At 47.2% G+C, this 24,101-nt stretch carries 23 protein-coding genes; 8 read left to right on the top strand and 15 right to left on the bottom strand.

The window, feature by feature from the left end; all coding sequences use genetic code 11:
* Positions 1 to 57: 57 nt before the first annotated feature.
* The 4 genes from murA to rpoE form a co-directional block, all read right to left on the bottom strand.
* Positions 58 to 1,311, bottom strand: a complete 1,254-nt coding sequence (murA, locus tag KJS52_RS22255; RefSeq protein ID WP_213519491.1) for a UDP-N-acetylglucosamine 1-carboxyvinyltransferase — start codon at positions 1,309 to 1,311, stop codon at positions 58 to 60.
* A 306-nt stretch (positions 1,312 to 1,617) separates the two neighbouring features.
* On the bottom strand, positions 1,618 to 2,001 hold the full coding sequence (locus tag KJS52_RS22250) for a response regulator (RefSeq protein WP_213519490.1): 384 nt from the start codon (positions 1,999 to 2,001) through the stop codon (positions 1,618 to 1,620).
* Positions 2,002 to 2,137: 136 nt separating this feature from the next.
* Complete coding sequence (pyrG, locus tag KJS52_RS22245) at positions 2,138 to 3,736, bottom strand: CTP synthase (RefSeq protein ID WP_213519511.1); 1,599 nt, start codon at positions 3,734 to 3,736, stop codon at positions 2,138 to 2,140.
* Between the two features lie 259 nt (positions 3,737 to 3,995).
* Positions 3,996 to 4,553, bottom strand: coding sequence for a DNA-directed RNA polymerase subunit delta (gene rpoE, locus KJS52_RS22240; RefSeq protein WP_213519489.1), 558 nt, complete (start codon positions 4,551 to 4,553; stop codon positions 3,996 to 3,998).
* Positions 4,554 to 4,938: 385 nt separating this feature from the next.
* Here rpoE and KJS52_RS22235 point away from each other — a divergent pair, with 385 nt between their 5' ends.
* The gene (locus tag KJS52_RS22235) at positions 4,939 to 5,835 is read left to right on the top strand and encodes a S8 family peptidase (protein ID WP_507763535.1); all 897 of its coding nucleotides are present in this window, start codon (positions 4,939 to 4,941) and stop codon (positions 5,833 to 5,835) included.
* 69 nt (positions 5,836 to 5,904) lie between these two features.
* Here KJS52_RS22235 and argS read toward each other — a convergent pair whose 3' ends face one another.
* The 7 genes from argS to KJS52_RS22200 all read right to left on the bottom strand — a co-directional run bounded on the left by argS (position 5,905) and on the right by KJS52_RS22200 (position 12,389).
* Complete coding sequence (argS, locus tag KJS52_RS22230) at positions 5,905 to 7,626, bottom strand: arginine--tRNA ligase (protein ID WP_213519487.1); 1,722 nt, start codon at positions 7,624 to 7,626, stop codon at positions 5,905 to 5,907.
* Complete coding sequence (locus KJS52_RS22225) at positions 7,626 to 8,069, bottom strand: YwiB family protein (protein WP_213519486.1); 444 nt, start codon at positions 8,067 to 8,069, stop codon at positions 7,626 to 7,628. The genes argS and KJS52_RS22225 overlap by 1 nt, the downstream gene beginning before the upstream one ends.
* A gap of 210 nt (positions 8,070 to 8,279) precedes the next feature.
* The gene (locus tag KJS52_RS22220; protein WP_213519485.1) at positions 8,280 to 9,083 is read right to left on the bottom strand and encodes a tyrosine-protein phosphatase; all 804 of its coding nucleotides are present in this window, start codon (positions 9,081 to 9,083) and stop codon (positions 8,280 to 8,282) included.
* A gap of 20 nt (positions 9,084 to 9,103) precedes the next feature.
* Positions 9,104 to 9,862, bottom strand: a complete 759-nt coding sequence (gene phnE / locus KJS52_RS22215) for a phosphonate ABC transporter, permease protein PhnE (protein WP_213519484.1) — start codon at positions 9,860 to 9,862, stop codon at positions 9,104 to 9,106.
* On the bottom strand, positions 9,863 to 10,657 hold the full coding sequence (gene phnE, locus KJS52_RS22210) for a phosphonate ABC transporter, permease protein PhnE (protein ID WP_213519483.1): 795 nt from the start codon (positions 10,655 to 10,657) through the stop codon (positions 9,863 to 9,865).
* Positions 10,657 to 11,436, bottom strand: a complete 780-nt coding sequence (phnC, locus tag KJS52_RS22205) for a phosphonate ABC transporter ATP-binding protein (protein ID WP_213519482.1) — start codon at positions 11,434 to 11,436, stop codon at positions 10,657 to 10,659. Before phnC ends, phnE (KJS52_RS22210) begins: the two co-directional genes overlap by 1 nt.
* A 44-nt stretch (positions 11,437 to 11,480) precedes the next feature.
* Entirely contained in the window at positions 11,481 to 12,389 is a 909-nt protein-coding gene (locus KJS52_RS22200) for a phosphate/phosphite/phosphonate ABC transporter substrate-binding protein (RefSeq protein WP_213519481.1), read from the bottom strand.
* Between the two features lie 176 nt (positions 12,390 to 12,565).
* Between KJS52_RS22200 and KJS52_RS22195 the strand changes: the two genes are divergently transcribed.
* On the top strand, positions 12,566 to 13,201 hold the full coding sequence (locus KJS52_RS22195; RefSeq protein WP_213519480.1) for a GntR family transcriptional regulator: 636 nt from the start codon (positions 12,566 to 12,568) through the stop codon (positions 13,199 to 13,201).
* A gap of 123 nt (positions 13,202 to 13,324) precedes the next feature.
* On the opposite strand, the gene speE is transcribed toward KJS52_RS22195, so the two are convergent.
* On the bottom strand, positions 13,325 to 14,152 hold the full coding sequence (gene speE / locus KJS52_RS22190) for a polyamine aminopropyltransferase (RefSeq protein ID WP_213519479.1): 828 nt from the start codon (positions 14,150 to 14,152) through the stop codon (positions 13,325 to 13,327).
* Positions 14,153 to 14,300: 148 nt separating this feature from the next.
* Between speE and KJS52_RS22185 the strand changes: the two genes are divergently transcribed.
* The 6 genes from KJS52_RS22185 (at position 14,301) to cyoD (ending at position 20,945) form a co-directional block, all read left to right on the top strand.
* Positions 14,301 to 16,412, top strand: coding sequence for a transglycosylase domain-containing protein (locus tag KJS52_RS22185; protein ID WP_213519478.1), 2,112 nt, complete (start codon positions 14,301 to 14,303; stop codon positions 16,410 to 16,412).
* Between the two features lie 109 nt (positions 16,413 to 16,521).
* On the top strand, positions 16,522 to 16,809 hold the full coding sequence (locus KJS52_RS22180) for a hypothetical protein (protein ID WP_213519477.1): 288 nt from the start codon (positions 16,522 to 16,524) through the stop codon (positions 16,807 to 16,809).
* Between the two features lie 240 nt (positions 16,810 to 17,049).
* Positions 17,050 to 17,973, top strand: coding sequence for a ubiquinol oxidase subunit II (gene cyoA, locus KJS52_RS22175; RefSeq protein ID WP_213519476.1), 924 nt, complete (start codon positions 17,050 to 17,052; stop codon positions 17,971 to 17,973).
* Between the two features lie 41 nt (positions 17,974 to 18,014).
* Entirely contained in the window at positions 18,015 to 20,009 is a 1,995-nt protein-coding gene (locus tag KJS52_RS22170; protein ID WP_213519475.1) for a cbb3-type cytochrome c oxidase subunit I, read from the top strand.
* Complete coding sequence (locus KJS52_RS22165) at positions 20,009 to 20,614, top strand: cytochrome (ubi)quinol oxidase subunit III (protein ID WP_213519474.1); 606 nt, start codon at positions 20,009 to 20,011, stop codon at positions 20,612 to 20,614. Before KJS52_RS22170 ends, KJS52_RS22165 begins: the two co-directional genes overlap by 1 nt.
* Position 20,615: 1 nt before the next feature.
* Entirely contained in the window at positions 20,616 to 20,945 is a 330-nt protein-coding gene (gene cyoD, locus KJS52_RS22160; protein ID WP_213519473.1) for a cytochrome o ubiquinol oxidase subunit IV, read from the top strand.
* 381 nt (positions 20,946 to 21,326) lie between these two features.
* Here the strand turns inward: cyoD and KJS52_RS22155 are convergent, their stop codons facing one another.
* The 3 genes from KJS52_RS22155 to KJS52_RS22145 form a co-directional block, all read right to left on the bottom strand.
* On the bottom strand, positions 21,327 to 21,893 hold the full coding sequence (locus KJS52_RS22155) for a hypothetical protein (protein ID WP_213519472.1): 567 nt from the start codon (positions 21,891 to 21,893) through the stop codon (positions 21,327 to 21,329).
* Between the two features lie 23 nt (positions 21,894 to 21,916).
* Positions 21,917 to 22,660 (bottom strand): spermidine synthase, encoded by a 744-nt coding sequence (locus KJS52_RS22150; RefSeq protein ID WP_213519471.1) that lies wholly within the window; start codon positions 22,658 to 22,660, stop codon positions 21,917 to 21,919.
* 201 nt (positions 22,661 to 22,861) lie between these two features.
* Positions 22,862 to 24,067 carry a glycerate kinase gene (locus KJS52_RS22145; protein ID WP_213519470.1) on the bottom strand — a complete coding sequence of 402 codons (1,206 nt, stop codon included), beginning with the start codon at positions 24,065 to 24,067 and terminating at the stop codon, positions 22,862 to 22,864.
* Positions 24,068 to 24,101 lie beyond the last annotated feature (34 nt).

The following is a 24,101-nucleotide window of genomic DNA, read 5'->3' as shown; positions in this document are numbered from 1 at the left end:
TAAATAGCATTGCCCGAATCTATGAAATCTATTCGGGCAATACCAATTCAAGCTAGATTAATCGTGCTCGCGCCATACGTCTGCACCCAGATTTCTTAAATTTTCTACGAGCCGATCATAGCCGCGATCAATATACTCTACATTAGTTATTTCGGTAACTTCATCCTGAACTGTTAGTGCCGCCACGACAAGTGCAGCACCCGCGCGCAAATCAGCCGCCTTTACCTTGGCTGCAGACAGCTTTCCGCCTTCGATGATCGCTGTACGGCCCTCTACGCGAATGTTAGCGCCCATAAGCGTCAGCTCCGGCACATGCTTAAAGCGCGTGCCATACACATAATCCGACAGCAGGCTCGTCCCTTGCGCACAAGTGAGCAGCGAAGTCATCGGCGACTGCAAATCAGTTGGAAAGCCCGGGTAGACTAGCGCCTTGACATCGACAGCATTGTAGGACGGCTTGCCGATAATGCGAATCGACTCATCGTACTCCTGTACCTCAACGCCCATCTCTTCGAGCTTGGCTGTCAAAGCCTCAAGATGCTTCGGGATCACATTATCTACCAATACATTGCCGCGAGTTGCAGCAGCCATAATCATATAAGTGCCTGCTTGAATTCGATCTGAAATAATAGAATGACGACAGCCTTTCATTTCCTTAACGCCTTCAATACGAATCGTTTCAGTTCCTGCGCCTTTTATTTTAGCGCCCATTGCTGTTAAAAGTGTAGCAACATCAACGATTTCAGGCTCCTTGGCAGCATTTTCAATGACGGTTACGCCATCTGCTCGCGATGCAGCCAGCATAATATTAATTGTAGCACCGACACTTGCTACATCCAGGTAAATTTTAGCGCCGCGAAGCTGCTTTGCCCTGATATGTAGCGCGCCCTGCTCATTGGTTACGACTGCGCCAAGCGCCTCGAAGCCTTTAATATGCTGATCAATTGGCCGGGGCTCAAAATTACAGCCACCAGGCATGCCAATTGTTGCTTCCCCAAAGCGCCCTAGCAGCGCTCCCATCAAATAATACGATGCACGCAGCTTTTTTACTTTGCCATTGGGCATCGGCTTGGATACAAGCTGTGATGGATCAATGCGAATCTCATCATCTCGGCGCTTAACCTTGGCGCCTAACTCTTCTAATAGTTCACTATAAATCGCAACATCGCTAATATTCGGCAGGTTGTCAAGAATTACCTCTGTATCAGCCAGTACTGCGGCAGGCAGTAGAGCAATCGCGCTGTTTTTGGCACCGCTAATGGTTACCGTTCCATGTAGTGGCTTTCCGCCGCGTATCATTAATTTCTCCATTAATCTATTGGTCCTCCCGTTAGCCTGGAAGTCAACATAGTAAAAACCGCCATAAAGCGTGCTCCACGGTCAACTTAACGAGACGAATGAGGCAGCGCGCTGACAATAGGCGGTTTACATGTATCCCTTGTCCTTGTTTCTATTACACATATATCTATCGAAAAATAGTCTATTATTTCGCTCTATTTTATTTCAACGATATTATAGCATAGTGTGTTGCGATTTCCTACCGCTTGTTGTCCCAAAATGACAAAAGCATCGCTACGATCAATGTAGCGACGCTTCTCACCATGACCTTTCAGCTATTCAAGAATTCAGCTTGCTTCGTCCGCTTAGCTGATAATTTACTTCCAGACGAAGCTCATCGATGTCGAACGGTTTCGTGAAATGCTTGACTGCACCCAACTCTGTCGCTTGATTGATCATATCAAGCTCCCCGTATGCTGTCATCATAATGACAGTAATGGTCGGGTCGAACAATTTGATATGCTTGAGTATTTCCAAGCCATCCATTCCAGGTATTTTCATGTCCAACAGCACTAGATCCGGGCGCTCATTGCGTACAATCTCCAAAGCCATCCTGCCGTTGGAGGCTTGATAGGTCTGATAGCCTTCACTATTAAATACTTCCATCAGAAGAAGTCTGATTCCGTTCTGATCATCGACGATGAGTACTCTTTGCTTTTCCAAACAAATTCTACCCCCTAAGCTTGCACAGCCCGTGTACCACTAAGTGGCTATAATACGAAACACGTTATAATAAGTGTATTCGCTGCCCAATGGTAGAATCCTTCTTAAATGGAAATTACTCTTGAATTTTAAATAATTACTGCTGATTTAACGAAGCCTCTACAAATCGGTGGAAAAGTCGCTGAGGACGATTCGGTCTTGATGTAAATTCCGGATGGAATTGCACAGCTAGAAACCAAGGATGATCCTTCACTTCAACCATCTCGACAAGACGACCATCTGGAGATGTTCCGGAAATGACTAGCCCTGCTTCCTCGAGTGCTTCACGATACTCATTGTTGAATTCGTAGCGATGGCGATGACGCTCGTATACAAGCTCTTCATTATAAGCAGTAAAAGCATTGGTGCCTTCCATCACTTTGCACGGATACAAGCCCAAACGCATTGTTCCGCCCATATCAGCAATATCCTTTTGGTCCGGCAGCAAATCAATGACCGGATAAGGCGTTGATGCGTTAATTTCCGAGCTGTTCGCACCGGACAAGCCAAGTACATTGCGAGCAAATTCGATGACCGCTACCTGCATGCCAAGGCAAATGCCAAAGAAAGGAACCTTCTGTTCACGCGCATGGCGAATCGCAGTAATTTTCCCTTCGATTCCTCTGTCGCCGAAGCCGCCAGGCACAAGAATGCCGTCTACGCCGTTCAGCAGGTCAGCAACGTTGTTATCGTTAACTTCCTCTGCATCAACCCAGCGAATCGACACATCGGCATCAAGCGCTATTCCAGCGTGGCGCAGCGCCTCTGCAATACTTAGATAAGCGTCATGCAGCGCAACATATTTGCCGACAATCGCAATCTCTACATTGTTTTTAAGCGATTTTACACGCTCAACCATAGCAGTCCATTCCGTCATATCAGCTTGTGGAGCCTGGATTTTCAAATGATCAAGCACGATTTGATCGAGCCCCTGAGCCTGCAGCATCAATGGAACCTCATAAAGAGTTGAAGCATCGAGACATTCAACAACTGCATTCGCATCAATATCACAGAAAAGCCCGATTTTACGCTTAAGATCTTCCGCTAGCGGATATTCTGAACGGCATACAATTACATTTGGCTGAATGCCGATTGAACGCAGCTCTTTTACGCTGTGCTGGGTCGGTTTTGTTTTCACTTCGCCAGCCGCTTTAATATATGGAATCAAGGTAACGTGCACGTACATAACATTGTCGCGACCAATATCGCTCTTAATTTGACGAATTGCTTCTAGGAAAGGCAGGCTTTCGATATCGCCCACAGTGCCGCCGATTTCAGTAATGACGACATCTGCACCCGTTTCTTTGCCAGCACGGAAGACACGCTCTTTAATTTCATTCGTAATATGAGGAATAACCTGTACCGTTCCACCCAAATAATCACCACGACGCTCCTTCGTAATGACATTGGAATAGATTTTCCCTGTAGTTACGTTGCTGTTTTTCGATAAGTTAATGTCAATAAAACGCTCATAGTGACCAAGGTCAAGGTCAGTTTCCGCGCCATCATCTGTTACGAAAACCTCACCATGCTGGTATGGACTCATTGTTCCCGGATCCACATTAATATAAGGATCAAATTTTTGAATCGTAACCTTGAGTCCTCTATTTTTAAGCAGCCTGCCCAGAGAAGCGGCAGTAATCCCTTTTCCTAATGACGAAACAACGCCACCCGTTACAAAAATATATTTGGTCACTGTGATAATACCCTCCATGCTTTCATTATGTTTTAGCTTTTCCCAAATGCAAAAAAATCAAGCCAAACAAAAAAAGTGACACCCGTAGCACGGGGGCACTTTTCTCATTTGGTATATAAATGAACGAATAATATGTTAAGCTGTTTCTTTAGCCCATAGGATAGTTTACTCTGCCCTATAGCTTGTGTCAAGCCTATCTGCGAACAAGTCACACAATCGAAAAGTTTTATTGCTGAAGTCAATCAACAGGGATGGAAAGCTACTTTTCTTCCTCTTCCTCGAAGTCCTCGTATTCTTCCTCTTCTACCTCTTCAAGCGAAAGATCTTCCTCTTCCAGCTCATCCTCGTCAATTTCTTCTTCATCAATTTCCACATCGTCTTCGACTTCTGCGTCTTCATCACTGAATACTTCATCATCGTCGTAGCCATCGAAGCCGTCTTCTTCGCTGTCATATGTTTCCTCTTCGTCTACATACAACTCATCGTCTTCATCGAGATCATCATCATCGTTAATGATGCGAGTACGCTTTGTATTGCCAACCGGATCCTCAGCACGCTCTACTGGATACCAGCGTTTCAAGCCCCATACATTGTTGCCGACACAAGCAAAGCGGCCGTCAATGTTAATTTCCGTATAGACTTGCGCTATAAACTGGTTAAGATCTTCTGCGCCAACACCGCGAATTTTGGCAACCTCCATAATGAGATCACGGTAGTAGTATGGAGTATTCGCAGACTTCAATACCTCAAAAGCCAGATCAACCAAAGGCATTTCACGAATTCGCTCCGGATCTAGTTTCAAAGTGATACCGCTCATCCTGACACATCCTCTCTTGCTAACTGAATAAGTTAAACATCGTCATCGTAGTAACATTAGTCAAACTATAGTAAACATTATTTCCTATAAAAATGCAAGTTGTATCATGGAGATGAAAATATTTTTTTGAAAGATCCGGCAATCACACAAAAGCGGCAGGAAAATTCCTGCCGCCTTGACTGTATCCTTTTGCCAGCGTCTGGCCCGATCTGGCAAAGTATAGGAGCTTGCTGCTCTTCCTTTATGTTATGAAACGATCAATAAAATGACACGGCTATCTGCCTAATCTTTGCAAAAAAGGCAGCTGCATATACACGCTTTGCCTGCCCCTCATACAATAAGTGAACATTGTACTGAGGAGGATTACTATGCCATGAGAACAGATATGCAAGATGAATCGAAGATTCAGCTTCAAACCTCCGCAATCAATAGTAAATTAGTTCATAATGGCATTCCCTGGGGAGTTGAAAAAATAAACGCTCCGCAGGCATGGCAGTATACGACTGGGCGCAATGTTAAAATCGGTGTCATTGATACAGGCATCGATTTTCATCACCCTGCATTAAATGGATCTATTTTGCCTGGCATTAATTTCGTAGAGCGCAATCGCCCGCCGATCGACGACAACGGACATGGCACACATATTTCAGGGACGATTGCAGCCTCTAATCCAAATCACGGCATGATTGGAGTTGCTCCACACGCAATGATCGTGCCGGTCAAAGCTTTCGATCAGCAGGGAAGCGCCTATGTATCCGACATCGCGCATGCAATTGATTGGTGCGTCCGCAACAAAGTTAATGTCATTAATATGAGCTTTGGCATGCGAACAAAAAGCAAATCGATGCTTAGCGCCGTTAATCGCGCCTACCAAAAAGGCGTGATCGTGATCGCTTCTTCAGGCAATGACAGCAAGCGAAAAGCGATTGACTATCCTGCCCGCTACACCAACACCGTAGCCGTCGGCGCCACCAATTCATTTCGAAAAATTGCCCCCTTCAGCAATCGAGGTATATATATTGACATCTATGCACCAGGAGACCGAATCGTGTCAGCATGGCTCAACAACAGCTATAATGAAATGAACGGCACCAGCATGGCTACCTCGCATGTAAGCGGCGCGATAGCCTTATTGCTCGAGCTCTACCCTTCGCTGCGTCCTAGCGAAATTAAAGCCGTTCTAAGGCGTTCTATGCAGCCGTTAAAGTACGCTAAAGCTCGCAAGGCAGGCGAGCTGGATGTAATGAAGATGCTGTATGCTGCTAAAGAGCTGTATGGTTAAGCTGATTAACAACTAAAAGGCTATCGTCCGCGGACGATAGCCTTTGCTGCTACAGATGCTTCAACCATATTACTGCTGCTCTGCTCCGTCTTCTGTCGCATCCGGCTGCTTGTGCATTTGCTCTGGCGCTGATACGCCAATTAGCGTTAACGCATTAACAAGCGTCGTTTTAACAGCTAGCAAAAGCAGCACACGAGCATCGGTCAGCTCTTTATTGTCAGTTAAAACCTTTTCAGCGCGATAGTAGCTGTGGAATTCAGCCGCCAGCTCATATACGTAGCGCACAATGCGATGCGGAGCAAAATTAGCCGCCGCTTCGCTAATTTCCTGCGGGAATTGTCCCAGCTTGCGCAGCAAATCATACTCCTGTTCAACAGCAAGGACGTCCAGCTTCACATTTGCCGGGCTAGGAATTGCAATTCCTTGCTCCTGTGCTTGACGCAGCACGCTGCAAATACGCGCATGTGCATATTGAACGTAAAACACCGGATTTTCGTTCGAGGTGGCAACAGCCAAATCCATGTCAAAATCAAGATGCGAGTCCATGCTGCGCGAGGTGAAGTTGTAGCGAATTGCGTCTACGCCTACCTCGTCCATCAAGTCCTGCATCGTTACTGCCTTACCGGTACGCTTGGACATCTTTACTTTCTCGCCGTTTTGGAACAGGCTGACCATTTGCGCAATGAGCACAGTAAGCTTCTCAGGATCGTTGCCGAGCGCCTCCATAGCTGCCTTCATACGCGGGATATAGCCGTGATGATCGGCTCCCCAAATATTGATCATGCGGTCATAGCCGCGGCTGTACTTGTCCAGATGATAAGCGATATCAGGCGTCAAATACGTATAGGAGCCGTCGTTTTTAATAAGCACGCGGTTTTTATCATCGCCAAATTGCGTCGTGTTCAGCCATGTCGCGCCTTCCTCCTCATATACATGCCCCGAAGCCTTCAGCTTCTCCAGCGCCGCTGTAACCTTGCCGTCCTCATACAACGAAGTTTCGCTGTACCAAATATTAAAGCCGACACGGAAACGCTCAAGATCACGCTTAATTTTATCCAGCTCGCGCTCCAGCCCATAGCTGCGATAAAAAGCGAACTTTTCCTTATCCTCAAGCTGCAGCAGCGAGTCGCCTTTTTCTGCTACTAGCGCTTTAGCAAAGCCTATAATGTCGTCTCCATAGTAGCCATCCTCAGGCATCGCCGCATCCTGGCCCAGCTCCTGCAAATAGCGTGCTTCGATTGATAGCGCAAGGTTTTCAATCTGCTTGCCTGCATCATTAATATAATATTCGCGTGTTACCTCATAGCCGGCAAAATCGAGCACATTGCACAAGGCATCGCCAACTGCTGCACCACGTGCATGCCCCAAATGCAGGTTGCCGGTCGGATTAGCGCTGACGAACTCAACCTCAACGCGCTTGCCCTTGCCATCCTCGACTCGCCCATAGCGATCATTGCTGCTTAGCACCTCGTCAATGACCCCATATAAATAGCGATTGTCCATACGGAAGTTAATAAAGCCTGGCCCGGCAATTTCCGCACTTTGAACCGACGCTGCTTCCAGATCGAGATTCTCAATAATCGCCTCGGCAATTAGACGAGGATTTTTTTTGGCGATCTTTGTCAGCTGCATCGCAGCATTGGTAGCCAGATCACCATGAGCTTTGTCCTTCGGCACTTCAAGCACAATCGAAGGCAGCTGTCCCTCTTCTACAAGTCCCGCCTTCAACACAGCACTTGCAATTGCATCCTTCAGCGCCGTATAGGTACGCTCCAACACATAGCTTGTCATTACTTTGTTGCCTCCTTTAATAATAAACGAAGTTTGAACCTTCCTGTCGCCTGCTCGCCAACAAACAAGTCATATTCCCAAATGAGCGAAAACGGCAGCTTGCTCGGCAAGCCCAGCACGACTTGATCATATTGATCGCGAATAGCAAGCTGATGCGTATAAGCCTGCAGCTCCAGCTTTACAATGCGATTGTCGTAATAGCCTTGCCGCCGCTCGTGCATACGGTAAATTTGCTCCGACTCCAGCGCTCCCTTGCGCATCACCTTCAGCTCCGATGGCTCATAGCGCAGCAGATGCCTGATCGTCCCCGCTTCAGTCTGCTCCTCATACGTTATGTAAAAGGCTTTCCCTTTTATATACCATTCCCCTGCCATTTGCTGTGAAACCTTCTCGTTGTCCTGCGTGCTGTCAAATTCGATCCATACATGCTGCTTGTGATTCATACCGGAATCTCCATATCCTTACTCAATTATATGTATAACTATATACAGGAACCATAGCAATTTCAATGTTCCTGCTTCTATTTATTGCAGCTTGCAGAAGTTGGCATTGTGCCGATCAACAAATATTAAGGCTGTCCAAGTCAGCTGGCGGCAGCCAACAGCTTGAACAGCCTGGTTCATTCACTATCTAGTTTTTGAAGCTCTTGCAAGCTATTCCACATACCAAGTGCGCAGCTGCTGCAGCTCAACCTCTGTGAAGCCCAACGTCTGCTGCCAGTAAAGCTCAAAGCCGCCGAAGCGCTGGTCGATTTCATCCATTGCCGCTGCGATATAAGCTTCTCTCGCTTCCATTAATGCCTGAATGATGGCAGGCGACATTTGCTTCATCATCTCAAGCTGGCTGTCGTTGGCTTGCAGCAGCCCTTTCGTATTCAAATATACATTGGTCAACGCATAGTCCTGCTTGATTTGCTCAAGCGGCACGCCCAGCGCTCGCAAAATAAATGCGCCGATAAAGCCTGTGCGGTCCTTGCCAGCCATACAATGAAACAAAAACGGTTTGCCTTCAAGCGACAGCCAGCGCTTCACAAAGCTTCTAATCACCTCAATACGATGCGCCATTTGTCGATTCAGCTCGACCAGCAGCTCCTCGCTTAAAGCCTGCTGTGATTTCAGCATGGCATTAGGATCGGCAGAGTCCAGAAAGGAGAGATGCTCATTCACCTCCGCTGCAAATACTGGCGTCACATTGCTTGTGCGCTCTCCAAGCGTGCGCAAATCACAAATCCAGGCAAGCTGCAGCGAAGCAATTTTTTCAATATCTTCAGCTGTTGCTCTGCTTAAATCGGCCGAACGAAACAGCTTCCCCCATTTCACTGTACGCTGATCTTCGGTTTCATAGCCGCCCATATCGCGAAAGTTCGATACCCCTTGCAGAGCAACTACTCTCTCTGCTGCTGGCGTTATGTGCTCAGCATGAGCTTGCATAGCGTCTGTATTCGATTGTGGTTGCATTCTCTATCTATCCTCTCAACTTATAATCGTTTAGCCATTTTTAATTTTAAACGGTTGGCAACCAGCTCTACACTGAACACCATTACAAATATAACAATACCTACAAATAATGCCTGATCATAGCGGTAGCCACGCATCGCATGCGACAGCTCGTAGCCGATCCCTCCAGCACCAACTGTACCTAAAATCGTTGATTCCGCCAAGTCGCCTTCAAAGCGCATTACGCACCAAGCCAACAAGGCAGTTAGCGCGCATGGCAGCACACCTTGTATAACGATGCCCAGCCAGCTGGAGCCTGTCGCACGCAGCGCTTCGATTACTCCCTCATCCACTTCTTCAATGCTTTGAGCGAATACTTTAATCAGACTGCCAATCGCACCAATCATTATCGCCAGAACGCCTGGCAGCGGCCCCAGTCCTACCGCGACAATAAAGATCAGCACCCAGATTAATGTCGGAATCGAGCGCAGCAAGGAACAGATGCCGCGAATCGCCCAGCTTAACGCTGGATGAGGCGTAATATTGCTTGCCGCCAAAAATGATAGAAAAAAGGAGCATACGATTGCCAGCACAGTACCAATTATCGCAACCTGCACCGATTCAATCGCAGCCGACAATACATACTGCCACTGTGAAGCATCGGGCGGCAGCATTAGCGAAATGGTATTGCCCAGCTTGAACAGCCCTGACCATAGCTTGCTGTAGTCAAACTGCAATTGCAGCAGGCATAGTACAAATACGACTAGACAAGCAGAGAAATAAAGCTTTAATTTCCCCATTTAGATCAACCTCTCTCTTACGCGACCTGTTAGCCATTCTGTAGCAAGCACGATTACGATAACAAGGATAATCGCCATACTTACCTGCTTGTATTGAAACAGCTTGATGCCTGACTGTATCATAAATCCCAGGCCTCCGCCGCCAACCATGCCAACGATCGTCGAGGCGCGAATGTTGATTTCCAGATTAAATAACGACCAGCCGATAAAGCTTGGCATAAATTGCGGCAACACGGCACTCGTAATCATTTGCAAATGAGAAGCGCCTGTCGCCTTTAACGCTTCAAGCTGGCCGCGATCAATTTCCTCCAGCGCCTCGGCAAAGCATCTGACGAGCATTCCGATCGATACAATAAGCAGCGACAGCGTACCGACAAGATTGCCAAGCCCAAAGCCGGAAACAAGAATAAGCGCCCATATAAGTACAGGAATATTTCTTAGCAAGGCGGTCGCAGCGCGAAAAAAGTAGCGAAGCCGCGGAAATGGTGTCGTCGTTACTGCTGTAAACATCGCAATAACTGCCGCGATGATGCTGCCCAAAATCATCGCGACAAAGCTCATGCAGATCGTATCCAGGGCAGCGTCAAGCAAGCTTGGCAAAGTGGCCGGGCTTGGCGGCAGCAAATCATGAAATAAGAAGCTGAAGCCTTCCGACAGTCCGGAAAAGAGCACAAACAAATTGAAATTGGTGCCGATTGCTGCCCATACCGTCAACGCCAGCAGCACAACAATAAATACAAACCATTGGATTCGCTGCTTGCGCACCTTTTGCATATACTGCTGCTCGATATTCATTAAGCCGTCTCCTTTCGGCCTACTGCTTCCTCATGCTTTGCACCTTCGTAAATATACGAGATCATTTCGTCGGTCAATTGCTCAGGCGCACCATCGAACACCTTTTCCCCGGCACGAATGCCAATAATGCGCGTTGCAAACTTTTTCGCTACCTCGACCTGATGCAAATTGCACAAACAGGCTATCCCATCCGCTTTACATGCTTCATAGAGCGTCTGCATTACCGTTTGCGAGGCGGCAGGGTCCAGCGAGGCAATTGGCTCATCCGCCAATATAAGCGCAGGACGCTGAGCGAGGGCACGCGCAATGCCTACACGCTGCTGCTGCCCGCCGCTTAGCTCATCGGCACGCTTGTACATTTGCTCCGACAAGCCAACCTTGTTAAGCAGCGCTTTCGCCAGCTCGGTATCCTGCTTGTTAAACAAGCCTAGCGCTCCTTTCAAGCTGTTCATATAGCCTAATCGCCCATGCAGCACATTAGTCAGCACCGTAGAACGCGCGACTAAATTATAGCCCTGAAAGATCATTCCCATTTTTCTGCGTACGGCTCTCAGCTGCTTGGCCTTTACCTTCGTAATAGTATTCCCCTGCAATGTAATCGTCCCTGATGAAGACTCTACCATGCGGTTCAGGCAGCGCAGCAGCGTGCTTTTGCCGGCTCCGCTTGGCCCAATCACCGCAACAAATTCTCCCGCCTCCAGTTCAAAGCTGATGCCCTTCAAACCAACTGTCCCGTCTGGATATACCTTTTTCAGCTGTTCCACTTGCAGCAATGTCATCGCATTTTTCTCCCTTCTATTCCGTTTGCTTGCCAGATGTCCGATTATTGGCTCAGCATTTCCTCTGGAGACATATCCAGCAGCTCGGCAACCTCGCGAACTCCGTCAAAATCCGAATCTGCAGCCTCATAGAAGCCTGTTGCACCCAAGCTTGTAAAATAGTCCGGATTAACCTCATTGTAGGACAACGCGAATTCCTTAATCGCCGCAACAAGATCCTCTGGCAAACTTTCACGATAGGCTAGCGCTCCACCGCCTGGAATCGGATCAGAGTAGCCAATAACCTTTACCTTGCTGGCATCAACAAGACCAGCTCCCGCAATCATATCTATACATGTACCGCAAACTGCTGCTCCATCTGCATCGCCATTGGCAATTGCCAGAATCGACTTGTCATGTCCACCTGAAAACGATACGTTGCTAAAATACGTCAACACTTCCTCAGAGGTTATGCCCAGCTCCTTCATCAGCTTGGCGCGCGGGAAAAGATGGCCCGACGTTGAAGCCGGATCTGCAAACAAGAACGTTTTGCCCTTCAAATCTTGAATCGATTCTGCCTCTGAATCGCTTGGTACAATAAATGCGCTGCCGGTACTGGGAGCTGAGTCATTGCCCAAGGAAGCCATTAGCTTGGCGCCGCTTCTTTCAACTGCAATAATATATCCGAAAGGTCCGTAAGTCGTTAAGTCGATTTTACCTGAACGCATCGCCTCAATCATCGTGTTGTAATCTTCACCTTCGAACAGTTCAACATTTATGCCAAGATGTTTGCTTAAATCCTCGGTAAATTGATTACCGCCGCGGCCCATCTCTCCATCCTCCATTGGCAAGCTTCCAAAATAGATCGTCGTCGGCCATCCCTTTTCATTAACCTCTTCATTTTTCTCGGCACTGCAGCCAACGATAAGCATCATTAATCCTGTTAATACTAGCAACCACTGCTTTTTAAGCATAATTTTCGTAGCCCCTCCCAAATTGGAATATCATTTGTACACAACTAGGATACAAGCGATATGTTAATAGAGCATTTTCCCGGGTTTGAGTTTTTGTAAACATGTCTAAAATTGTTTTACCTCAGCCGCATTATCCTGTTAAGATAAAGTAAATTTGCTGTATGGAGGTCACATCGATGTCAGAGCATTTATTGTCTCAACAAGCGTATGAGATGATTAAGCATCAAATTATTACGATCCAAATCAAGCCAGGCAGCCTGATCTCGGAAAATGAACTGGCCGAGCAATTAAATATGAGCAGGACGCCGATCCGCAAGGCGACAGCAAGACTGGAAAGCGAAGGATTTATCGAGACGATTAAAAACCGCGGGATGTATGTGAAGCTGTTTACAGAGCAGGACATGAGGCATATGACAGAAACGATTCTCTCCTTCCTTTTCTATAGCATTTTGCTGCACCGAAAAACGAATGTGGAGTACAACTATGAGAAGCTGAAGGCAATTCTCGACCTGCAGATGAAGGCTGAAGAAAATGACAATTATTTAGACTATATTCATGCGCATTTGCAATTTCAGCGAGCGATTATTTCGATTACTCAGAATGAGGTCTTTCTGCAAGTATTCGATCAGCTGACCGATAAAATTGTACTGACGACCTATAACCGCTACCTCAACACGCCGTACTTAAAGCATTACAGCGCTAATCAATTCAATAAGCGGCTTTTGGAAGCGTTGATGAAGCAGGATATAGAGGAAGCGCAAACACTCATTTTGAAAATGGGCTCATTATATCAAATGAACGTCAAAATTTAGTCGAGCTGCGCACTTGTACGGGGAAAAACAAAAAAGCTTGCGTCGGGCACAATAGAGAAATTCTGTGCCAAGCGCAAGCTTTTTATTATATGCTAAATCATACGCAATGCTTCCAGCAGTTGATTACTTTACTAAATCCTCGACAAACTTCGGCAAAATAAAAGCTGCTTTATGCAAGCGAGGTGTATAATATTTCGTATCCAGCTCAGGAATGGCCGCAGTATCCACTTCAAGCGGATCATACTTTTTGCTGCCGATCGTAAACGTCCACAAGCCACTTGGATAAGTAGGAATATTCGCCCCATATACGCGAACAATCGGAAATACTTGCTTCACGTCGCGGTTTACTGTTTGAATAAGCTCTGCCTTGAACCATGGATTGTCCGTTTGCGCAACGAAAATACCGTCTTCCTTAAGCGCTTCGTAAATCCCTTGATAGAAGCCGCGAGTAAACAGATTAGCCGCAGGGCCTACAGGCTCAGTAGAGTCGACCATAATGACATCGTATGTATTTTTATGGTCATGAATATGCATAAAGCCGTCATTCACGATGACTTCCACACGCGGGTTGTCCAGCTCGCAAGCAATGGTTGGCAAATATTTTTTGGAATATTCAATTACCTTACCATCAATATCGACAAGCACTGCCTTCTTAACCTTCGGATGCTTCATAATTTCACGAATAACACCACCGTCGCCGCCACCTACGACAAGCACATGCTCCGGATTCGGATGGGTGAACAGGATGGGATGAGCAACCATTTCATGGTATACAAACTCATCTTTAACCGTTGTCATCACCATACCGTCAAGAACAAGCATCGTACCGAATTGCTCGGTTTCAATCATATCCAGCTGTTGAAACTCTGTTTGCTCATCAACATATGTTTTCGTAATTTTCGCTGTAATGCCAAAGCTTTCGGTTTGTTTCTCCGTATACCATAGTTCCATGTCCAATACCTTCTTTCTATCAGTGGTTCACCCTGTAATTATAATGATTATTTTTCTCTTTTGTAAATGCTTTTTGAATATCCTCGGGCCGATCGCTCCATACTAATTTAGTAGAGCTAATATTTGGCAAACAGCGAGGTGAGAAGCTATGTTGAAATCGTCCCATTCAAAAAAAAGGAAGAGACCGCGCTTTCCGCTGCTGGCCGAGCGCTTCCTGTTTTTTATGCTCCGCTTCAATCGCTGGCTGCGCAGAGGCATCATTGCACTGCTAATCGTCATGGTGCTGCTGTTTGGCGGATTATATTATTTAAAGCAGCAGGAGCTGCCTGTATCAACGATTAGTCAGTCCAGTCAATTGGTGGATCGCAACGGTGAATTGCTTGGCTTCTTCCATACTGGTGTTAACCGGCGGGCTGTAGCGCTCAATGAAATATCTCCTTATGTGCAGCAGGCTACGCTGGCGATAGAGGATCGACGGTTTTACTCGCATTTTGGCTTCGATCTGAAAGGCCTTGCCCGCGCCGTATTGGTAAATATAAGCAGCCTGTCCGCCAAGCAGGGCGCCAGCACGCTAACGCAGCAGCTGGCACGAAACCTGTACCTGACGCATGAGAAAACCTTTGAGCGCAAAATAAAGGAAGCCGTATATACAGCCCAACTGGAAATGAAATATTCCAAGGATGAAATTTTGGAAATGTATTTGAACCAAATTTATTACGGGCACGGCGCCTACGGGATCGAAGCTGCCGCGCGCTATTATTTCAACAAAGGGGCTAACGAGCTAAGTCTCGCTGAAAGCACCATGCTGGTAGGCATTCCCAAAGGTCCGAAATATTATTCCCCGTTGAACAATATGCATAATGCCAAACGCCGCCAATCGCTCATTTTGCAAGCGATGGTTGATAACGGATATATAAGCGAGCAGCAAAAAGAAGCTGCATACAATGAGGTATTGAGCTTTACAACCTATGAAGAAACAGAATCTGCCAGCGATGCTTCCTACTTTAAGGATTATGTGATCAACGAGGCGATTCATAAGCTGGGCATTGACGAGCAATTGCTCTATGAGGGCGGCGTAACGATTTATACTACGCTTGATCATACAATGCAGCAGCTTGCCGAGCAAAAGGTTGCCGAAGGCATTCCGTCCAGCAGCGAGCAGCAGGCTGCTCTTGTTGCCATCGACCCGCGCAACGGCCACATTAAAGCAATGGTTGGCGGACGGAGCTACGAGCAGAATCAATTCAATCGCACGACTGCGACAACGAGGCAGCCCGGTTCGACCTTTAAACCTATTTTATATGCGACTGCGCTCGGTCAGCGCAAATTGACCGTCATGTCCACCTTCAAAAGCGAGCCGACCGTATTTACATATGATGAGGGCCGCAAAACGTACGAGCCGCAAAATTATGGCGACAAATATGTCAATGACTTCATCGCGATGCGCAAGGCGATCGCCAGCTCGGACAATATCTATGCTGTGCATGCAATGATGGAGGTGGGTCCGGAAGCGGTGATCGACACGGCACGCAAGCTTGGCATAACGTCCAAGCTGGAGGCAGTACCATCCTTGGCACTTGGCTCCTCGCCAATTAGCCCGCTTGAAATGGCATCTGCATACGGTGTTTTTGCCAATCAAGGCATTTATTATAAGCCAACCTCGATTTTGAAAGTCGTCAACAAGCAAGGAAAAACGATTTATGAAGCAGATTACGAGCCGCAAGCGGTTTTAAGCGAGGAAGAGGCATTTTTAATGACGTCGCTACTGGAGGATGTATTTGAGGTAGGAGGAACAGCACATCGCGTGCAATCGATCATCCACCGTCCTGTTGCAGGCAAAAGCGGCACAACGCCTGTCGACGCCTGGATGATTGGCTATACGCCAGAGCTTAGCGCCGCCGTATGGGTAGGCTATGACAAGGATCGCTACTTGACAGTAGCCGAGGCGCATCGTGCAGCACCGATCTTTGCCCACTTTATAGAGGATGCCTTAAAGGATGTTCCTCCAAAAATGTTTCCGATTCCTGAGGGCATAACGGCAGTATATATAGATGAAGCGACTGGTTTGCTCGCATCAGAAGCATGTCCATCCGAGCATCTTGAATATTTTCTCGATGGAACACAGCCAACGCAATATTGCGAGCCGCAGCCTGAGCCGCTTGAACCCGAGGGTGTAAATGTGCCGCAGGAGCTGGAATTGAAGGATCATAAAAGCTATCGCAACTGGTGGGAGCAAATCAAACAATGGTGGCTGAATTAAACTTTTGTCCAAATTTTGATGAAAAAGTGAAAAAAGTTTGAACAAAGTGACAATTTTGTGTTATATTAATACCAAGAAAACCCTTACAAAGTGTTGAGGAGTGATTGGTATGAGTTCCAATACAAAATCAGTTCATATAAACGAATTAAAATCGTCTCCGCCCGATGCTAGCCGCATCGTGAACATTATGACCATTATCGCCTGGCTTGTGTTGGGCATCGGCGTTGTTATGTGCCTAGCCAATATCGCCGATTTTAATGACCGCAATTGGGGGTTAATGATCGGAATCGGATTCCTGGTAGGAAGTGTTCATATTTATGTCATTGGCACTGCTATCGGGCTCGTTCACAAGCGCGCTGTAAATCAATACAGCAACAAGTCGGATGACGCCAACTAAATTTAGCTCATAACCTTCATATTAGGAGGCAAAGCATCCCTTTTATTGGGAGCTGCTTTGCTTCCTTTTTTTGTGTTTTATCATTGATTTCCCGCAATTGAAGGATGTTATGTCTAACTAGTGAACGATATTTGACGAATATAAGACGAATTATTTACGGAATAGTAAACCATAAGGTCTTTTGACAAAAGATTTGCTATCTTTAGACGTAAGTCAACTAATTCAAGGAGTGAAAATGTCATGAGACCTGTTTTTCGCAAGCTGTCGGCTTTACTAAGTGTTGCGTTCTTGCTTGTCCTCTCAGGCTGCAGTGAGCAATATTTGGTGCTTGATCCAAAAGGTCCAATAGCCTCAGCGCAAAAGGATTTGATCCTGATAACCGCCTTAATTTGCGCCGTGATAGCAATTCCGGTTTTTGCTATTACTGCAGTTATTGTTTGGCGCTATCGCGATCGTCCAAATCGTAAAGCTTCCTACAAGCCAGAATGGGAGCATAGTACGAAGCTGGAATTAACGTGGTGGGGGATTCCAATCATTGCGATTGCTATTTTGGCAATTGTTACTGTCAACTACACATACAAGCTGGAACCTTCCGTCGCCATTGAATCGGAGAAGGAACCAATTGAGATTCAAGTGACTTCACTCGACTGGAAATGGTTATTTACGTATCCTGAGCAAGGCATTGCAACCGTCAACTATTTCAAAATGCCAGTAGACACGCCTGTGCGCTTTAAACTGACTTCTGACATGACAATGAATTCATTCTGGATTCCGAATCTTGGCGGTCAATTATATACAATGAGCGGAATGGCAATGACATTGCATCTAATGGCTGATGAAGAAGGAAGCTATTACGGTTCCGGAGCAAACTTCACTGGACTTCATTTTGCGCAAATGACCTTTACGGCCGATGTGACATCTCAAGATGAATTTGATGCTTGGGTAAATGAAGTGAAGACTACGGAGGAGGAATTGACTGAAGCAGGTGTTGAGCAACTTAAGATGAAAGGTTCGCATCAAGTCGCACAATATTCCAGCTTCCCGGACAATCTGTTCTACGACATCATGCTGCAGTATGTTGAGGAAGGCGAAACAGGCGCGCACGCGCATCATATGTCTTCTGAAGACAGCGGTCAAGATGCAAGTTCCGAGCACAACCATTAATGCTTAAAATTATGAACGTTTCTGAAAGGAGTTCTTACTCGATGTTAGATACGGTGAAAGAGTTTGCATCCGAGTTTTTCGTCACGGGCGATCCGCTGATTCTTGGTGCACAAGTCTCGATTGCTCTTGCTCTCGTCGCTATTGTGTTCGTGCTGACCTACTTCAAAAAATGGCGGTGGCTTTGGACAGAATGGCTGACGACAGTTGACCATAAGAAAATCGGGATTATGTACATCATTTGTTCGATTCTGATGCTGTTCCGTGGCGGTGTGGATGCACTGCTCATGCGCGTGCAGCTCGCTGTACCAAATCTTGAATTTTTGCATGCGGATCACTATAACGCCATCTTTACAACACACGGCGTCATTATGATTCTATTTATGGCAATGCCGCTCATGTTCGGTTTGTTCAACATTATAGTGCCATTGCAACTTGGCGCGCGTGACGTTGCCTTTCCATTTTTGAACTCACTCAGCTTCTGGCTGTTCTTTGCTGGAGCGATGCTGTTCAACCTGTCCTTCGTTATCGGAGGCTCGCCTGATGCAGGCTGGCTGGCTTATCCGCCGCTTTCTGGAATTGAGGGAAGCCCTGGCGTTGGCCAAGACTTCTATATTTGGGGGATCCAGATATCCGGTATCGGTTCCTTGGCATCAGGAATTAACTTTGTCGTCACGATTTTGAAAATGCGCGCTCCTGGTATGAAGCTGATGAAAATGCCGATGTTTTCCTGGTCGGTGCTTGCTTCATCCGTTACCATTATGTTCGCATTCCCGATTCTAACCGTTACTTTGTTCCTGCTGTTCCTGGACCGTTATCTGGGCGCGCATTTCTTTACTGTAGATGCTGGCGGTAACCCGATGATGTACTTGAACCTGATTTGGATGTGGGGACATCCTGAGGTTTATATCGTTATTCTTCCAGCGTTCGGGATCTTCTCGGAGGTTGTTGCGACCTTCTCGAAGAAGAAAATTTTCGGATACAAATCAATGGTATTCGCGCTTATGTCGATCAGCTTTTTCTCTTTCTTTACATGGGCGCATCACTTCTTTACGATGGGCTCCGGTGCAAACGTCAATGCGTTTTTCGCGGTAACGACGATGATTATCGCCATACCTACCGGGGTAAAAGTGTTCAACTGGCTGTTTACGATGTATCGAGGCAAGCTGTCGTTCCCTACACCGATGCTATGGGCTGTTGCGTTCATCCCGTGCTTCGTTGTCGGCGGGATGACGGGAGTGATGCTGTCGGTAGCGCCTGCGGACTTCCAGTTCCATAACAGCTACTTCCTGATCGCGCATTTCCATCAGGTGTTGATTGGTGGCGTCGTGTTCGGTTACTTTGCAGGTCTGTACTACTGGTGGCCGAAAATGTTCGGCTTCAAGCTGCATGAAGGGCTTGGCAAATGGGCATTCTGGTTCTGGAATATCGGCTTCTATGTCTGCTTCATGCCGCAATATGCGCTTGGCTTGATGGGTATGACACGCCGCTTTAACGAGTACAATTTTGATATGGGCTGGCAGCCGCTTAACGTTGTGTCCACCGTCGGCGCATTCTTGATGGGGATCGCGTTTATCTTCCAGGTATGGCAAATTGCACACAGCATTCGCTTCCTGAAGAAGGACAACAGTGGAGACAACTGGGGACAAGGTCGTACGCTTGAATGGTCTACTGCTTCACCTGCACCATTCTATAACTTTGCACGCATTCCACAGGTTGTTGCACAGGATGACTGGTGGGAGAAGCAGCAGCGCCGCGAAAGAGGCGAAGCAGAGCCGGCGGAAGTCGCTGCAGCAGAAGCTGCGCCGCTTGAGCCAATCCATATGCCGAAAAACTCCGGCATTCCGATCATTATGTCAGGCTTCTGGTTTCTTGCAGGCTTCGGCTTCGTATGGGATTGGAAATGGATGATTGTGCTTGGTCTTGCTGGCGTAGCCGTAACGATGCTTGCTAGATCCTTTAATTACAATGATGACTATTATGTACCGGTCGAAGAAATAGAACGTATTGAAGCCGCTGCAGCAAGGGGGGCTAACTAATGGCACAAGCACATTCACATTCACATTCTCATGATCACGGCCATCATGACCAAGAGTCGTTGAAGCAGTTTGGCTTCTGGCTGTTCATGATTACTGACGTAATTCTATTTGCAACCTTGTTTGCTACCTTCATCGTATTGCGCGACAATACGGCGAGCGGCCCTGTCGGGGCTGATTTGATCGAGATGAACGGCATTATTATTTCGACGTTCATCCTGCTTACGAGCAGCTTCACAAGCGGTCTTGCACTGCTGTCAATGAATAAGGGGGATAAAAGGGGACTCATTTTATGGCTTGCTGTTTCAGCGCTGCTTGGTCTTTCCTTTATCTATCTTGAAGTAAATGAGTTCATTCATCTCGTTCATGAAGGTGCAAAAATTTCAACCAGCGCTTACTGGTCTGCGTTCTATACACTTGTAGGCACGCACGGACTTCACGTTTCGATCGGTATCGTCTGGATGACGGCAATCATTATCCAGCTTGCCAAACGCGGCATTACACCGGTAACGAAGCGCAAAGTCAATATCATTAGCTTGTACTGGCATTTCTTGGACGCAGTGTGGATTTTCGTCTTCTCGCTCGTCTACCTTATGGAGGTGATGTAGTATGGCATCTCAAAATCAATCTCATGAAGAAACGGGCCATACTCATGGCTCATTGAAATCCTATATAATCGGGTTTGTGTTATCGATTATTTTAACGATTATTCCGCTTGTAGCGGTATTGAACGACTTGTTTAACCGCAGTACAACGATTGCTGTTATTTTGGTTACGGCAGCGTTGCAGTTTCTCGTTCAGCTTATTTTCTTCATGCATATTCGCGAAGAGGATAAGCCGCGTTATAACCTGATCTCGCTTATTTTCGCAGTGCTTATCCTGCTAACGATTGTAATCGGCTCGATCTGGATTATGACTTACAACAAAGTCGCTATTTAGAAGTCAATGTTAGTAGGCAAATAGGAAACGGCTAACCTATGATAGCCGTCACATAAAGGCAAGGGGCGTATCCTTTAGTCATAAATATGACAGGATACGCCCCTTCGTTGTAAAGAATGATCCTTGTCTGCCCGCCATGACGCGTATTATAATAAGTTTGCAACAAATGTTACGGTAGATGTATAAATTGTTATAGCTCCTGCGTATCATGCAAAAAGGAGCCGTGCTGCTAACACGACTCCCGTTGCAATAGCCGCTTTTAAGGGCGGTAGGCTTCACTTAAAGGACAGATCAAGTAGACCGAATCCTTCCCTAGGGCGGTCTATTTGTCTTTTGAGAACAGTATCATCACGATAAGCGTACCGAAGGTAAGCATTAATATTAGTGCTTAGAGTAAGCAGCGAGCGTATGCTGGAACAAGGCTTCAATTTCCAGTGCTTGAATAGCTAAAAGCAGCTGTTGCATGTCTTCCGCAAAAGTCGAACTCTCCTTAACAAGCTCAACAAATTGCTCGCTGCTCCAGCCTCCGTTTTGGAACGACTGCAATATGCTTGATGCGCGCGATCCATCTGTCTGGCCGTTCCAGTGCTGCTGAAGCCACTCGGCGATGCGCTGCTTGGCCTGCTGCATAGCGGGATGCTGTCCGGCCTGCCAAAACCAGTATTTAGCGTTAGAAAAGTCGCCTTCCATGCGATGCATAATGCCATGCCAGTAAGCTCCCGTAGCGTCATGCTCGATCTTCTGTGCGTAAGAATGCGATAAGTCCAGGCTGTCATTGCGCAGATGAAGAGCAGCGATTAACGTGATCATTTCTATGCTGCTGCCCAAATTGTTCAAAGCTTCAATTTTCCCTTCCAATGAAGCATTCCAGGTTTTCTTAGGAAAGAGCGGCTGAGGCTCGCTTCTTTGCTCTAACCATTCAATAATAGCTTTAATATCCGAATTCATCGTTATGCTCCTTTCATACTAACCTAATCATACATCACATATCCCGCTTCAGGAATATAGGGCACAAAGCCTGCCATGCTCCGCAAGCGATAGCGCATTATGACGTTGCTGCCGATTAATATGCTGTTGCGAATATCGCGTTCTTTTGCTGACTGTAGTGTAAACGCATATGTATGCGGAAAAGCCGATTGCAAGGTACTGTAAACTGCATTGCTTCTTACATCCTGTTTTCCTTTGCTTGTAACATTAATAAGCAATGCCCCATTTTGTTTCAGCTTGGAGCTAGCCAGCTCAAAAAACTGCACCGTGGACAAGTGCTGCGGAATGCCTTTACTTGTGAAGGCATCCAGTACAATATAGTCATACTGTCGCTGCTCTTGCTCCAGCAGCAATCGCCCGTCACCGATCAGCATATGATTTCCGTTCCAGCCAAAATACTCTCGGCTTAGCTGCACAACTGTTTCGTTAATTTCAGCTGTGACGCAGCTTTGCTTGGAGAAATAGCTCGATATCGTACCTACACCATGACCGATAATAAATAGATCGCTGCTTTCATGCTTATGATTGCGATTATGCTCGATTAAGTGAATCAAAGCGCGCGGGTATTCAAACAGAATGCGCTCAGGCTGCCGCAAATCAATTGCCCCCTGCACGGCTTCATCAGCAAATTGCAGGACACGAAAGCTGCCCTTTTCATCGAATAGTGTATTGGTTTCATATACAAGTATCTGTTCTTCTCCCGTTCCGTGTGAGGCTAGCAGATTCATAACAGCCCCCTTTCCATATTCAAGTCTATCAACCCTTTACAGCTATTATTATGAAAAGCAGCACAAAGCACAACACTTTTATTAAATAAAAAAGCGAAGCGTCCCCAGCTGCGCTTGCAGCTATGAAGCGCCTCGCTCCAAAGTTTATTAGTCGCACCAGACTGCGACTGCACGCCCTTGTCTTTTCCCTCTCGCCTGACTTCATCTATTCAAAAAATGAATAAGCCGAAAAACTTCACGGACGGTTCGTTCCAGGAGCGGCTCAGCCAGCTCCATGCAATGCTTTAGCTCGCTTGGCTCCTGTACAATCGAGAAGCAGCCATGAAAGTAAGGCGCAAGCTGCTCGATGCCGTCACCGAGGCTGCCGGATATAAGAATGCAGCCTGTTCCTGCTCTTTTTGCTGCCTCAGCAACCTTAAGCGGCAGCTTGCCGTACAGCGTCTGATGATCGCTTCGGCCTTCGCCGGTAATTACCCAATCCGCTTGAGCGGCCCGATCTGCCAGTTGAGACGTCTCGATGATCCAATCAGCACCGCTGACTGCCACGCCTCCAATTGCCATTAGAGCAAAGCCTAGACCGCCAGCTGCGCCTGCTCCCAATCTGTTCTGCAAGTTGGAGCTGACCTCTTTTCTAGCGGCTGGAAAGGCTCCAGTGAGCTGCTGGAGCGTGTGATGCTGATTCTCGGTTAGCGCCCGCTCCACCATTTGAGCATAGCGATTCATCGCTTCATCTAACGCAATCTCCAGCTCATCTGTAACACCCTTTTGGCGGCCGTACACCATCGTTGCGCCCTGCCGACCGCAAAGCGGATTGCTGACATCGGTAGCGATCGTGAAGCGACACTCCGCAAGCCTCTCATCCAAGCGATCAAGCCTTACTGAATCAATTCGCAGCAAATCACCGCCTGAACCAGCCAGCCTCACTCCGTCAGCATCGCGAAATTCCGCGCCAAGCGCAGCCAGCATTCCCATACCTCCATCATTCGTCGCGCTTCCTCCCAGCCCTATGACAAAGCGTCGCAGACCCTTATCCAGCAAATGTACGATAGCCTCGCCAACGCCAGACGAGCTTGCCGCCAGCGGATTAGGTCCACTCTCGCCGACCATCGTTAAGCCGCATATGCCGGCAACCTCGAGTACCGCAGTAAGCTGACCTTCCTTATCGCAAATAAGGCCGACTCGCGCATCAGCCTCCTCGCCAAGCGGGCCGCTAATGCGGATCGTCTCGTACTTGCCGCTTGTCGCTCGGACGACCGCTTCTACAGTTCCTTCGCCTCCGTCAGCCATCGGCACAATTTCACAATCTGCATCTGGCACAACCGAACGGATCGCCTGTGCAGCGACGCTGCCGGCCTCCCAGGAAGCAAGGCTGCCCTTATATGAATCAAATGCCAGCAGCACCTTCATGATGCCACCTCCTTATTTCATCGCTTCTCGTTGG

Source organism: Paenibacillus montaniterrae (assembly GCF_018403185.1).
GTDB lineage: Bacteria > Bacillota > Bacilli > Paenibacillales > Paenibacillaceae > Pristimantibacillus > Pristimantibacillus montaniterrae.
This window is presented reverse-complemented; position numbering and strand designations above follow the sequence as displayed.

What these genes read in the sequence shown, in the direction of transcription:
- murA (WP_213519491.1), bottom strand. Translation starts at nt 1,311, where the DNA reads ATGGAGAAATTAATGATACGCGGCGGAAAGCCACTACATGGAACGGTA.
- rpoE (WP_213519489.1), bottom strand. Translation starts at nt 4,553, where the DNA reads ATGAGCGGTATCACTTTGAAACTAGATCCGGAGCGAATTCGTGAAATG.
- KJS52_RS22235 (WP_507763535.1), top strand. Translation starts at nt 4,939, where the DNA reads ATGCAAGATGAATCGAAGATTCAGCTTCAAACCTCCGCAATCAATAGT.
- argS (WP_213519487.1), bottom strand. Translation starts at nt 7,626, where the DNA reads ATGACAAGCTATGTGTTGGAGCGTACCTATACGGCGCTGAAGGATGCA.
- KJS52_RS22225 (WP_213519486.1), bottom strand. Translation starts at nt 8,069, where the DNA reads ATGAATCACAAGCAGCATGTATGGATCGAATTTGACAGCACGCAGGAC.
- KJS52_RS22220 (WP_213519485.1), bottom strand. Translation starts at nt 9,083, where the DNA reads ATGCAACCACAATCGAATACAGACGCTATGCAAGCTCATGCTGAGCAC.
- phnE (WP_213519484.1), bottom strand. Translation starts at nt 9,862, where the DNA reads ATGGGGAAATTAAAGCTTTATTTCTCTGCTTGTCTAGTCGTATTTGTA.
- phnE (WP_213519483.1), bottom strand. Translation starts at nt 10,657, where the DNA reads ATGAATATCGAGCAGCAGTATATGCAAAAGGTGCGCAAGCAGCGAATC.
- phnC (WP_213519482.1), bottom strand. Translation starts at nt 11,436, where the DNA reads ATGACATTGCTGCAAGTGGAACAGCTGAAAAAGGTATATCCAGACGGG.
- KJS52_RS22200 (WP_213519481.1), bottom strand. Translation starts at nt 12,389, where the DNA reads ATGCTTAAAAAGCAGTGGTTGCTAGTATTAACAGGATTAATGATGCTT.
- KJS52_RS22195 (WP_213519480.1), top strand. Translation starts at nt 12,566, where the DNA reads ATGTCAGAGCATTTATTGTCTCAACAAGCGTATGAGATGATTAAGCAT.
- speE (WP_213519479.1), bottom strand. Translation starts at nt 14,152, where the DNA reads ATGGAACTATGGTATACGGAGAAACAAACCGAAAGCTTTGGCATTACA.
- KJS52_RS22185 (WP_213519478.1), top strand. Translation starts at nt 14,301, where the DNA reads ATGTTGAAATCGTCCCATTCAAAAAAAAGGAAGAGACCGCGCTTTCCG.
- KJS52_RS22180 (WP_213519477.1), top strand. Translation starts at nt 16,522, where the DNA reads ATGAGTTCCAATACAAAATCAGTTCATATAAACGAATTAAAATCGTCT.
- cyoA (WP_213519476.1), top strand. Translation starts at nt 17,050, where the DNA reads ATGAGACCTGTTTTTCGCAAGCTGTCGGCTTTACTAAGTGTTGCGTTC.
- KJS52_RS22170 (WP_213519475.1), top strand. Translation starts at nt 18,015, where the DNA reads ATGTTAGATACGGTGAAAGAGTTTGCATCCGAGTTTTTCGTCACGGGC.
- KJS52_RS22165 (WP_213519474.1), top strand. Translation starts at nt 20,009, where the DNA reads ATGGCACAAGCACATTCACATTCACATTCTCATGATCACGGCCATCAT.
- cyoD (WP_213519473.1), top strand. Translation starts at nt 20,616, where the DNA reads ATGGCATCTCAAAATCAATCTCATGAAGAAACGGGCCATACTCATGGC.
- KJS52_RS22155 (WP_213519472.1), bottom strand. Translation starts at nt 21,893, where the DNA reads ATGAATTCGGATATTAAAGCTATTATTGAATGGTTAGAGCAAAGAAGC.
- KJS52_RS22150 (WP_213519471.1), bottom strand. Translation starts at nt 22,660, where the DNA reads ATGAATCTGCTAGCCTCACACGGAACGGGAGAAGAACAGATACTTGTA.
- KJS52_RS22145 (WP_213519470.1), bottom strand. Translation starts at nt 24,067, where the DNA reads ATGAAGGTGCTGCTGGCATTTGATTCATATAAGGGCAGCCTTGCTTCC.